We start from the raw sequence: 11862 nt of genomic DNA, 5'->3' as shown, positions 1-11862 counted from the left end.
TGCGTCGCGGTGAACAATGTCACATCCCTCCGACGAGGACGATCCCTTCGAGGATATCCGTCAGAAGACGGATAACCCGATGCGGCGGTTGTTCGAGGAGTACGGGTGGCCCAACGCCCGCTACTTCGGTATCGGCTTCCTCGGGAGCGTCGCCGCCCGGGTCCTCGACCTCCTCCCGCCGCTGCTGCTGGGGATCGCCATCGACGCGATCTTCGGTCCCGAACAGTTCGACCTCCCGCTGGTCCCCCAGAGCTTCATCCCCACCGAGACGATGCCGCAGTTCTGGTTCGCCATCACGCTTTTGGGCGTCTCCTTCTTCGGCGGGTCGGCGTTCCACTGGGTGCGAAACTACGGCTGGAACTCCTTCGCCCAGACGATCCAGCACACGATCCGTACGGACACGTACGACAAGATGCAGCGGCTGAACATGGACTTCTTCGCCGAGAAGCAGACCGGCGAGATGATGTCCATCCTCTCGAACGACGTGAACCGCCTCGAACGGTTCCTCAACGAGGGGATGAACTCGCTGTTCCGGCTCTCGGTGATGGTGCTGGGCATCGCGGGCATCATGATCTGGCTGAACCCCCGCCTCGCGCTGGTGGCGCTGCTGCCGGTGCCGATCATCGCCCTCATCACCTGGAAGTTCATCGACATCATCCAGCCCAAGTACGCCACCGTGCGCAAGACGGTCGGCCACCTCAACAGCCGACTCGAGAACAACCTCGGCGGGATCAAGGTCATCAAGACGTTCAACACGGAGGGGTTCGAGTCCGACCGCGTCGACGACGTCTCCCAGGACTACTACGACGCCAACTGGGACGCCATCGAGACGCGGATCCTCTTCTTCCCCGCGCTGCGGGTCATCGCCGGTATCGGCTTCATCATCACCTTCGCCGTCGGCGGCCTCTGGGTGCTCGGCGAGGCGCCGCTGTGGATCACCGGCGGGCAGGAGACGCTCAACCCCGGCGTGTTCACGACGTTCATCCTCTACACCCAGCGGTTCATCTGGCCGATGGCGCAGTTCGGCTCGATCATCAACATGTACCAGCGGGCTCGCGCCTCCAGCGCCCGCCTGTTCGGGCTGATGGACACGCCCTCCCGGATCGTCGAGGACCCCGACGCGCAGGCGCTCGAGGTCACCGACGGCCACGTCGAGTACGACGACGTGAGCTTCGGCTACGACGAGGAGACCATCGTCGAGGACGTCAACTTCGAGGTCGAGGGCGGTGACACGCTCGCGCTCGTCGGTCCCACCGGCGCCGGGAAGTCGACGGTGCTGAAGCTCCTGCTGCGGATGTACGACGTGGACGAGGGGTCGATCGAGATCGACCACCAAGACATCCGCGACGTGACCATCCCCTCGCTCCGGAAGAAGCTGGGGTACGTCTCGCAGGACACGTTCATGTTCTACGGGACGGTGTCGGACAACATCGAGTACGGGACGTTCGGCGCCTCCCACGAGGAGGTCGTCGAGGCCGCCAAGGCCGCCGAGGCCCACGAGTTCATCATGAACCTCCCCGAGGGGTACGAGACCGAGATCGGCGAGCGCGGCGTGAAGCTCTCGGGCGGGCAGCGCCAGCGGCTCTCGATCGCGCGGGCGATCCTGAAGGACCCGGAGATCCTCGTCCTCGACGAGGCGACCTCCGACGTGGACACGGAGACGGAGATGCTGATCCAGCGCTCCATCGACAAGCTGACCGAGGACCGCACTACGTTCGCGATCGCCCACCGGCTGTCGACGATCAAGGACGCCGACCAGATCCTCGTCCTCGAAGACGGGCAGGTCGCCGAGCGCGGTACCCACGAGGAGCTGATCGCGGAGGACGGCCTCTACGCCCACCTCTGGGGCGTGCAGGCCGGCGAGATCGACGAGCTTCCCGAGGAGTTCATCGAGCGCGCCCAGGAGCGACACGCGCAGGCTGACGTGGACGTCGACGACGATTAGGGAACTTCGTCGGCGGCGGTCTTCTCGGTGGCGGATTTCTTCTTCGTTTTGACGGGAGTAGACAGTATCTCGCCGTTCGTTATTTCGACAGTGGACGTACCGCTGACTCCGTGGTTTCGACCGCGACCGCTGGCTCCGTTGTTCCGACTGCGATTATGACCGCGGAGTGAGCATGACCACTTGCGACCGCACCGCCCCGCACAGCCCTCGAACCTCCCCAACCGACTCGCTCCCGCTGGTCGCTCGTCCCTCGCGCCGGTCGCGCCCACAAGGGGCGCTCCTGCTTCGCGCCGACAGCGACCGCGGTGGGGTGGCGGTGGACGCCGCGGGCCGGCACCGGTCGCCGGCCCGCGGGGGAGGGGTGGGGAGTCGGCGCTGCGCCGGGCTTTCTGCCCGGCGCACTGTGGTCACAAGTGGTCTACGATCGTACTGCTGTCGTGGTCGCTGTCTCAGTTGCCAACGATCGAGTTGCTGTCGCGGTCGCCGTCGCTGAAGCTATCGCTGTTCCAGTGGATGTCGGCCCAGACCCATATTGCCGAGAGACGAACGAAAAAGAATTCGCCTCAGTCGTCCAGATACTCCCCGACGAACAGGTCCACGCGTTCGCGGGTCTCCTCCGGAATCGCGTCGGTCGGCGTGTTGATCGTCCCCTCCAGCGAGCTGTGACAGTCGCACTCGTGGCCCTCAGGGAACGTGCGGATCGCCTCCTCGATCGCGGCCTTGATCGCCTCCTCGTTGGCCTCGGCGTTCTCCAGCACCTCCTGCAGCGTCACCTCGTGGTCGTCCTTCCACACGTCGTAGTCGGTGACGCCGGCGAGCGTCGCGTAGCACATCTCGGCCTCGCGGGCCAGCTTGGCCTCCGGGATCGCGGTCATGCCCACGATATCCCACCCCTGATCGCGGTAGAACTCCGACTCGGCCTTCGTGGAGTACTGCGGCCCCTCGATGCAGACGTACGTGCCGCCCTCCTCGACGCCGGCGTCGGTCTCGACGGCCTCGGCCGCGCTCGCGAGGTGGTCGACCATCTCGGGGCAGTACGGCTGCGCGAACGGCTGGTGAACGACGATCCCGTCGCCGAAGAAGGAGAGATCCCGGTGCTTGGTGCGGTCGTAGATCTGGTCGGGGACGACGAGCGTCCGCGGCGGCAGGTCCTCGCGCAGGCTGCCGACCGCGTTCGTCGCGAGCACGTGGGTCACGCCCACCTGCTTCAGTGCGTAGATGTTCGCGCGGTAGGGGAGGTTCGTCGGCGAGTGCTGGTGGTCCGGGCCGTGCCGCGGGAGAAAGGCGACCTCCCGGCCCGTCTCGCCGAACTCGCCGATGGTGACCGGCGACGACGGCGAGCCGTACGGCGTCTGGACCGTCACTTCGCGGGTGTTGTGCAGCGGGAGCGCCTCGTAGATGCCCGATCCGCCGATGAAGCCGATGGTCATGGTCGCCCCTTCGCCACCCAACGGAATAAACGGGGGCGGTTCGACGCCGACCTCCCGAAACCGATCCCGGCGAGTGTACCGTGCTACCCACTGTTGCGCGAGTTCAAGACCCCCCGGGACCTTCGATACGTATGACCTCCGCCCCGCACGCCGAACGCTCCTCGCTCACGCGGGGCCCGCTGCTCCGGCCGCTGGTCCGGCTGGCGTGGCCGCTGGTGGCGATCCAGCTCCTCCAGGTCGCCTACAACCTCGTCGACACGATCTGGCTGGGGCGGCTCTCCGCCGACGCCGTCGGCGCGCTCAGCCTCGCCTTCCCGCTCGTGTTCCTTGTGATCTCGATCGGCGGCGGCTTCACCGCCGCGGGCGCGATCCTCGTCGCCCAGCACACCGGGGCGGGCGGCGACCGCGCGGCCGGCCGGATCGCGGGCCAGACCCTCGGCTTCGTCGGCATCGTCTCGGTCGTCGTCGGCGCGATCGGCTTCCTCGCGACGGGACCGCTGCTCGCGCTGCTGCCGGCCGATCCCGTGACTGCCGAGCGGATCGTCCCCCGCGCCGCCGAGTACATGCGGGTGTTCTTCCTCGGCTCGCCCGCCCTGTTCGGCTTCTTCGTGTTCTCGGCGCTGATGCGCGGCACCGGCGACACGCGCACGCCGCTTGTGGTGATGATCCTCTCCGTCGTCGTCAACGTCGCGCTCGACCCGTTCCTGATCTTCGGCTGGTGGGTGTTCCCCGCGCTGGGCGTCGAGGGCGCCGCGATTGCGACCGTCACCTCCCGCGGGATCGCGACGGTCGCGGGGCTGTACGTCCTGTTCGGCACTGACCTCGGCCCGACGATCGACCCCCGGGACCTGATCCCGAAGCCCGGCCCGGTCCGCCAGATCGTCGAGTTGGGCGTCCCGACCGCGCTGGAGCAGTCCGGTACCGCGCTCGCGATAGTCGCCGCCACCGCGATGGTCGCGACGTTCCCGCCGGCGGTCGTCGCCGCCTACGGTCTCGGCAACCGCCTGATCTCGGTCGTCACGCTGCCCGCGATGGGGCTCTCACAGGCGATGGACACCGCGGTCGGCCAGAACCTCGGCGCCGCCGAGCCAGAGCGCGCGACCCAAGCCGTCAAGCTCGGGACGGGGCTGGTCGTCGCCGTGCTCTCGGTCGTCGCGGTCGTCGTCGCCGCCGTCCCGGAGCCGATCGTCGCCCTGTTCCTCCCCGCGACGACGGCGGGCGCCGTCGCGACGATCGACCACGCCGCGACGTACCTCAGGATCGCCAGCGTCGCGTTCGTGTTCTTCGGCGTGTTTCAGGTCGCGATGGGGACGTTCCGCGGCGCGGGCAACACCACGACAGCGCTGGCGCTCTCGCTGCTCGCACTGTGGGTCGTCCGCCTCCCGGCGACGTACCTGCTCGCGTTTCCGCTGGGGTGGGGGCCGACCGGCGTCTGGACGGCTGTCGCACTGGGCGACATCGTGGGCGCGGTGGCTGCCCTCGCGTGGCTCTCCCGCGGGACGTGGAAGTCGGCGGTCGTCGACTCGGCGCCGGTGTCGCCGGGGCGGAACGTGCCCCGGCACAGCGACGACTGATCACGGCGGCACGGAGAGGCAGCGAGGGGCAACTAAACGAGCGCGCCGGACTGCAACACCGAGATCAGCACCGTCAGCACCGGCACCGACAAAAGCGTCGTCGCCGCCACGGCCGTCGAGACGAACTCCGGGGCGCTGACGCCGCCGACCTCCACGTCGTCGGCGAACTCGATCAGGAGGACCAGCGGCGTCACCGCCGCGGGCATCGCCGACTCCAGCACGAACGTCCGGGCGACGGTCGGCTCCTCGAAGCCGACCAGCAGGGCGACGCCGATGGCGACCGCCGGCGCGACGACCATCTTCCCCGCGCTCGCGACGCCGATCTGGAACGGCGCGGCGCCGAAGTCGGTGTTCGCGAGCTGGATGCCGAGGATCAGCAGCATCACGGGGATCGAGGCGTCGCCGACCAGCCGCAGCGTCTCCATCGCGGTCGAGCCGCCCGCGGGCACGAGTCCCAGCGCCCGCATGAGCAGGCCCGCGGCGACCGCGTAGATCAGCGGGATGCGGAACACGCGCTTGAGCGCGCCCAGCCCCGCGCTCCCGCCGCCGCGGGAGGCGACGTAGACGCCGACGGTGTACATCAGCACCGACTGGGCGGCGACGTACAGCACCGCCACCCCCCGGCCGACGGTGCCGAACGCGAAGTCGCTGACCGGGATACCGTAGTTGCCGGCGTTGGGGAACGTCGAGACGAGCACCAGCGCCGACAGCGTCGCGTCGTCGACGCCGAGCAGCCGGCCCGAGAGCTCCACAAGCGCCGCCATCCCCAGCGTGAACGCGGTGACCGCCGCGGCGAGGCGGACCAGCGTCTCGCCGCCCAGCCCCGTGTCGAGCAGGCTGTGGAGCACCAGCGCCGGCGCGAGCACGTACACCGTCGCCGTGTTGAGCGGCCCGGGCTCCACGTCTTTCGCCCGGCCGAGGGTGAAGCCGACGCCCGCGATCAGGACGATCGGCAGGATGGCCGAGACGAAGATGTCGATCAGTGCCACTACGGAAGCGTGATCGGCGCGGGATCAAGAGGGGTTCGGTCCCGGCGATCGGCCGGTACGACGGCTCACGCACCGTCGAACGGGATCCCCCGGATGACGAGGAAACGCGAAGCACCGCGGGACGGAGCCGGGACGAGGAGTGCGACCGCCTCAGAGCCACCCCTGCCGGCGGAAGTGGCCGAGCAGCAGCGCCGCCACCAGCGCCATCCCGAGCATCGTCGCCGGGTAGCCGTACGTCCAGCCGAGTTCCGGCATCGCGAAGGGGGTCCCCGAGAAGTTCATCCCGTAGACGCCGACGACGAACGTCAGCGGGATGAAAATCGCCGCGACGACCGTGAGCGTCTTCATCACGTCGTTGGTCGACTGGGAGACGGCGTTGAGGTAGATGTCCCGCGAGCCGCCGGTCAGGTCGCGGTACGTCTCGATCAGGTCCACCACCTGCACGAGGTGGTCGGAGACGTCCCGGAAGTACTTCTCGTTGCTCTCGGCGACCTGCGGTACGTCGCCGCGGGCGAGCGAGGAGACGGCCTCCCGGGCGGGCCACGCGACTTTCCGGAACGCGAGCAGGTCCCGGCGCACGCCGTTAAGCTCCTCGAGGATCTCCGGCTCGGGATCGTGGAGCACCCGCTCCTCGACGGCCTCGATGTCGGTCTCGATCTCGTCGAGCACGTCGAAGTAGTCGTCGACGATCGCGTCGAGCACGCGGTAGGCGAGGAAGTCGGCGCCCCGGTCGGCGACGCGGCTGCTGTCGCGGGTCCAAGCGGACGCCGTCGGCGCGACCAGTTCGAGGTCCGGCGGCGCGATCGTCACCAGCCAGCCGTCGCCGACGAACAGCCCCACCGACCGGCTCTGGATCTCCTTCCCGAACGCCACGTCGTCGCGCTGGCTTAGCTGCGTGGTCTTCATCAGCACGAACGTGTGGTCGCCGTACTCCTCGGTCTTCGGCCGGGTGTTCTCGTCGAGGGCGTCCTCGACGGCCAGCGGGTGGATGTCGAACCGCTCCCTGATCGCCTCCAGATCCGACCGCTCACCCGCGGAGGCGTGGATCCACGTCTCCCCCGGGGCCTCCACGGCCGCGCCCACGTCGTCGTACTCCTCGACGCCGGCGCCCGTGTAGACGACCGCCTGGAGCGTCACGGCTCCCCCTCCGACCGCGGGCCGTCCCCCGTCGCCACGAGCACGATCCCCACCATCACCGCCGTCAGCGAGAACGCGCGACCGGGGTAGGGGACGTAGATCCCGACGCCGTAGCTCAGCAGGCCGGCGACCAGCAGGCCGCCGCCCGCGACTCTCCGTGGTTCCATGCGCCGGCGTTCGGGCGACGGGTAGTTAAAGCCGCCCGCGCGCTACGCCGACTCCAGGAACGTCCGCAGCCGGTCGTTGACGACCTTCGACGCCTCGACGCCGACGAGGTGGCCCGCGCCCTCGACCTCGAACAGCTCCGCGTTCGGCAGGTCCTCGGCGAGCTCGCGCCCCCGGGCCGGCGGGCAGAGCCGGTCGTCGCCCCCGTGGACCACGAGCGCCGGCTCGGTGATCTCGTACGGTTTTTCGACGGCGAACTCCTCGAGCGCGGCGGCCTGTCGCTCCCAGGCCTCGCGGTCGGCGTCCTCGGCGGCGCGCCACTCGACGAACTGGCTGATCGCGTCGGCCTGCTCGTCGACGAACTCGCGGGAGAACGCCGACTCCAGCGAGGCCCGCAGCGCCGCTGCGTCCGTTGGCGGCGCGAACAGCGGCTCGGGGTCGTAGCCGTCGCCCGAGAGCGCGGTGCCGAGCAGCGTGAGCGACCGGACGCGGCCGGTGCTCCGGGCGAGTTCGAGCGCGACCATCCCGCCGAGGCCGGCGCCGACGACGTGGGCTGAGCGGACGCCGTGGTCCCGCAGCACCGCCACGGCGTCCTCGGCCAGCGTCTCGACGGTGCAGTCCGCGGGCGGGTCGTCCGAGCGCCCGCAGCCCCGCGTGTCGGCCACGATCAGTTCGTACGGCCCGGCGAGGGCGGCGTGCTGCCAGCCCCACTGCCACGCGCCGAGGCCGACGTCGCCGCAGCACAGCACCGCCTCGCCGTCGCCGTCGGTCTCGTAGTACAGCGAGACGCCGTCGGTGTTCGCGTGAGGCACGGCCGGCGGTTCGGCCGGCTCGGTGTTGATCGTTCCGGCGGAGAACCGATGAACAGTTTGAAACCCGTCGGTACTGACGCTTCCCCCATGCCTGCGTGCGAACGCTGTGGCGCGCACCTCGACGCCACGGGTGGGGGGCTCGCGGACACGCTCGGCCTCGCGAGCTACGACGGCTACGAGTGCCAGCGCTGTGGGGTACTGCTCTGTTCGGACTGCTACAACAAGCGGACGACGGAGCTCGCGGGGGCGGCGCCCGACAGCTGTCCGCAGTGTGACGGGCGGTTGGCGAAGCGGTAACGTCCCCTCACTCGACTTTCTCGACCGTCACCACCGTCGCCCACGCGTCGCCGACGACGTAGGCCGTCTCGTAGGTCTCGTTCTCGTACCGGACGTACTCCACGTCCTGTAGCGACTCGGGGAGCGAGTCCCACTTCCCGTACGGCGCGTAGTACTCGCCCTCGATGATCGCCGTCCGGACTTCCTCACGGACGCGCTCCGGGAGGTCTTCGAGCGCGACGACGGTCGCGTTCTCGCCCGGCGAGCCGACGGACGTTCGGATCTGGTAGGCGGCGTACAGCTCCCCCGGGTGGGTGGAGATCTCGTACAGTTCGCCCTCGTACCGGACGTACTCGTGCTCCCGGAACGGATCGACGTGCTCGAAGTCGTACCCCGCGGAGTCGTTCACGTACGACGTGTTCGGGACGAAGCTCGCCTCGCCGTCGATCGCGTCCCGGAACGCCTGCTGTTGGTGACTGTTCAGCTCCTCGTACGCGACGACGCGTTCGGACTCGGCCGTGCTCGTGGGCGATGCCGTCGTCGGCGTCTCAGTCGCCGTCTGCGTCGGTGTCGGCGACCCGTCCGTCCCGGGCGTGCCGACGCCGCCGATACAGCCAGCGAGGAGGATCGCCGCCGCGAGCGCGACTGCGGGGACCAGTTTCCGCATACCCACAGTTCCATGCCGGCAGTTGAAACCCTTGTGCCGGATCGGCCGGAAGCGCCGCTTACGCCGCCTGTTTCTGCCGGCGGAGCACGTCGGGCGCCTCCTCGAGTGCCTCGTCGAGCGCGTCCACGTCCGGGCCGCCGCCCTGTGCGAAGTCCGGCGGGCCGCCGCCGCCGCCGCCGACCGTGCGGGCGAGTTCGCCGATCACTTCGCCGGCGTCGATGTCGACGCCGTCGGGGACGCCGACGACGATCTGGGCGGAGCCGTCGGCGCCGGAGCCGACGACCGCGACCTTCCCCTCCTCGACCAGCGCGTTCGCGGTGGCCTGTAGCTCGTCGGCGTCGGCGTCGATGCGCTGGATCACGGCGGTCGCGCCGTCGATCTCGACCTCCTCGGCGTCCTCACCGCCGCCCGCGCGGGCTTCCGCGAGCTGGGATTTGAGGTCCTCGATCGTTTTGCCGCGCTCCTTCCACTCGGTGAAGAAGCGCTCGGCGGCGTCGGGCACCTCCTGTGGGTTCACGTCGAACGTGTCGGCGGCGTCGTAGAGGGCGTCCTCGGTGTCCTGTGTCGCCTCGATCGCGGCCGGCCCCGCGGCGAAGACGAACCGCTCGACGCCGTCCTGTACCGGCTCGGTGTTCAGCACCTTGATCGTCCCCACGTCGCCCGTCCGATCGACGTGGGTGCCGCCACAGGCCTGTACGTCGTCGCCGACGTGGATCAGGCGGATGTTCTCTCCCGGCGGGATCCCGCCCTGGTAGAGGTCGAAGCCGTGCTCGGCCTCGGCCTCGTGGCGCTCGGGCCACTCCTGTCGGACGCTGGTGTTGTCGGTCACCATCTCGTTGGCGACGCGCTCGATCTCTCTGACCTCCTCGCGGCTCACGCGGTCGTAGTGGTTCACGTCCAGCCGCGAGCTATCGACGCCCTTCTGGGCGCCGGCCTGCCGGACGTGGTCGCCGAGCACCCGTCGCGCGGCCGCGCCGACGATGTGGGTCGCGGTGTGGTGCTGCATCAGGCGGCGTCGGCGCTCGGCGTCGATCTTCCCGGTGACGAACTCGCCTTTCTCGGGGCTTCCGGTGGTCCGGTGGAGGATCACGCCGTCGCGCATCTGTACGTCGACCACCTCGACGCTGCCGTCCTCGCTCACGAGCGTCCCGTGGTCGGCGGGCTGGCCGCCGCCCTCCGGGTAGAACATCGTCTGGTCGAGTACCACGTCGTACCCCTCCTCGCGGTCGAGCACGTCGAGCACGACCGCCTCGAACTCCATGCGGTCCTGATCCTCGTAGTAGAGCTGGTCGGTCTCCGGGAGGTCCTCGACGCGGTTCTCGTCCTCGCCGCCCTCCTCGAGCGCCTCCTCGGCGTCGTGGCGCTCGGCGACCAGCGAGTAGAAGTCGTCCGGCTCGTTCACCTCGGCGCCGCGTTCGTGGGCGATCTCGGCCACCATCGACGGCTGGATCCCGTGGGAGTCGTACAGCTCGATCAGCTTCTCCGTCGGGATCGGCGTCCCGGCCGCGGCGTGGTCGTCGGCCAACTGCTGGACCTTCCGCCGGCCGCGCTCGAGCGTCTCCTCGTACTTGCGCTCCTCGGTACGGACGATGTCGCGGATCGTGTCGCGGTTCTCGTAGCCGAGCCGCTCGGCCTCGCGGTCGACCAGTTCGTCCAGCGGCACGTCGATCCCCACGTCGTCGACGAGTCGCTTCGTCCGGCGGAGCACCATCCGGGCGAGGTAGCCAGTGCCGACGTTCGAGGGGACGATCTCGTCGCCGAACATGTAGGCGAGACAGCGCGCGTGGTCGGCGATCGCGTAGATCGACTCCAGCGGCTCCATCAGCGCCTCGAGCCGCTCGACGGACACGTCGAGCCGCTCGGCGATGTTGTCGCGGGCGGCCTCCATGTCCTCGGCCTCGTCGATGTCCATGTGGCCCGCGAGCTTCGAGGCGCGGTGGACGAGATCCTGCTCCTCCTCGGTCATGTCGATCCCGGCGTTGTCCTTCAGGAACTCGATGGACTCGGGGTAGATCGCCTCGTACACCGTGGGGGTGCCCTGACTCATCCACGTCCAGCGCTCGATCCCGTACCCCGTGTCGACGACCCGACGGTCCATCTCGGAGTACGTGTTGCCGTCCTTCATCTCGTACTCGCCGTCGCGGTCCTGTTCGAGCATCATGAACACGAGCGTCGCCAGCTCGAGCCCCTTGTAGATCACCTCGAAGGCGGGGCCGGCGTTGCCGCCGCCGACCCACGGGTCCTCGATGAACGTAATCTCCTCGCGGGGGACGCCCATGGAGGCGAAAAAGTCCTCGCAGTACTCCACACACTGGTCCTTCCAGTACACTTCGCCCTCGTAGGCGTAGTCCGTCCCCTCGTCGGCGTTGAACGCGTGGTGGCCACCCATCTCGAACGCCATCGTGTGCCGGCCGGTCTTCCCGACGTTGTCGATGTCCTGCATCCGGATGCAGGGCTGAGAGACGACGAGCGGGTTCGCCGGCGGCGGCGACTCGCCGCTGGTGACGTGCGGCTGGAAGTCGTAGATCGACGCCTGCGTCAGGAGCACGTCGTCGCGCCAGCGGTTGGCGGCGACGGGCGCGGGGTCGATCCGCTCGTGGTCGTGCTCCTCGAAGAAAGAGAGGAACGCCTCGCGCATCTCCGCCAGCGAGTACGACTCGTCGAACCCGGGGTCGTCGATGAAGCCGTAGTCCTCACAGGGGGGTTCGCCGCAGGTGTCGCGCTCGGCGCGGCTCCAGAAGTGGGCGCCACACGACGAACAGGTCTGCCGTTCGAACCCGTTCTCGGCGAAGTAGTCGAGACGGTACTCGCTCTCGAGCTCACTCATTACCGGATGTGGTCAACCGCCGGGCAAAAGGATTCCGGGG

At 69.2% G+C, this 11862-nt stretch carries 10 protein-coding genes; 3 read left to right on the top strand and 7 right to left on the bottom strand.

What is annotated here, in order from left to right:
• Positions 1 to 16 precede the first annotated feature (16 nt).
• Entirely contained in the window at positions 17 to 1945 is a 1929-nt protein-coding gene (locus ACYQZ5_RS11790) for an ABC transporter ATP-binding protein (protein WP_379731700.1), read from the top strand.
• Between the two features lie 563 nt (positions 1946 to 2508).
• Here ACYQZ5_RS11790 and mtnP read toward each other — a convergent pair.
• A complete protein-coding gene (gene mtnP, locus ACYQZ5_RS11785) occupies positions 2509 to 3375 on the bottom strand; it encodes an S-methyl-5'-thioadenosine phosphorylase (RefSeq protein ID WP_379732816.1) in 867 nt (288 codons plus the stop codon).
• A gap of 131 nt (positions 3376 to 3506) precedes the next feature.
• On the opposite strand from mtnP, the gene ACYQZ5_RS11780 reads away from it, so the two are divergent.
• Positions 3507 to 4949, top strand: coding sequence for an MATE family efflux transporter (locus tag ACYQZ5_RS11780; protein ID WP_459846273.1), 1443 nt, complete (start codon positions 3507 to 3509; stop codon positions 4947 to 4949).
• A gap of 32 nt (positions 4950 to 4981) precedes the next feature.
• Here the strand turns inward: ACYQZ5_RS11780 and ACYQZ5_RS11775 are convergent, their stop codons facing one another.
• The 4 genes from ACYQZ5_RS11775 to ACYQZ5_RS11760 all read right to left on the bottom strand — a co-directional run bounded on the left by ACYQZ5_RS11775 (position 4982) and on the right by ACYQZ5_RS11760 (position 8052).
• Positions 4982 to 5938 carry an AEC family transporter gene (locus tag ACYQZ5_RS11775; RefSeq protein WP_459846272.1) on the bottom strand — a complete coding sequence of 319 codons (957 nt, stop codon included), beginning with the start codon at positions 5936 to 5938 and terminating at the stop codon, positions 4982 to 4984.
• 150 nt (positions 5939 to 6088) lie between these two features.
• Positions 6089 to 7075 carry a magnesium/cobalt transporter CorA gene (corA, locus tag ACYQZ5_RS11770; protein ID WP_379732375.1) on the bottom strand — a complete coding sequence of 329 codons (987 nt, stop codon included), beginning with the start codon at positions 7073 to 7075 and terminating at the stop codon, positions 6089 to 6091.
• Positions 7072 to 7242: a hypothetical protein gene (locus ACYQZ5_RS11765; RefSeq protein ID WP_379732376.1), complete on the bottom strand. Its 171-nt coding sequence runs from the start codon at positions 7240 to 7242 to the stop codon at positions 7072 to 7074. The genes corA and ACYQZ5_RS11765 overlap by 4 nt, the downstream gene beginning before the upstream one ends.
• 42 nt (positions 7243 to 7284) lie before the next feature.
• Positions 7285 to 8052 carry an alpha/beta fold hydrolase gene (locus ACYQZ5_RS11760; protein WP_379818552.1) on the bottom strand — a complete coding sequence of 256 codons (768 nt, stop codon included), beginning with the start codon at positions 8050 to 8052 and terminating at the stop codon, positions 7285 to 7287.
• A gap of 87 nt (positions 8053 to 8139) precedes the next feature.
• Here ACYQZ5_RS11760 and ACYQZ5_RS11755 point away from each other — a divergent pair, with 87 nt between their 5' ends.
• Positions 8140 to 8349: a hypothetical protein gene (locus ACYQZ5_RS11755; protein ID WP_379732925.1), complete on the top strand. Its 210-nt coding sequence runs from the start codon at positions 8140 to 8142 to the stop codon at positions 8347 to 8349.
• 7 nt (positions 8350 to 8356) lie between these two features.
• Here the strand turns inward: ACYQZ5_RS11755 and ACYQZ5_RS11750 are convergent, their stop codons facing one another.
• Together ACYQZ5_RS11750 and alaS are read right to left on the bottom strand one after the other, a co-directional pair.
• Positions 8357 to 8995 (bottom strand): DUF7979 domain-containing protein, encoded by a 639-nt coding sequence (locus ACYQZ5_RS11750; protein ID WP_379732927.1) that lies wholly within the window; start codon positions 8993 to 8995, stop codon positions 8357 to 8359.
• A gap of 58 nt (positions 8996 to 9053) precedes the next feature.
• Positions 9054 to 11822 carry an alanine--tRNA ligase gene (gene alaS, locus ACYQZ5_RS11745; RefSeq protein WP_459846268.1) on the bottom strand — a complete coding sequence of 923 codons (2769 nt, stop codon included), beginning with the start codon at positions 11820 to 11822 and terminating at the stop codon, positions 9054 to 9056.
• Between the last annotated feature and the right edge of the window lie 40 nt (positions 11823 to 11862).

Source organism: Halolamina salina (genome assembly GCF_054653455.1).
This window is presented reverse-complemented; position numbering and strand designations above follow the sequence as displayed.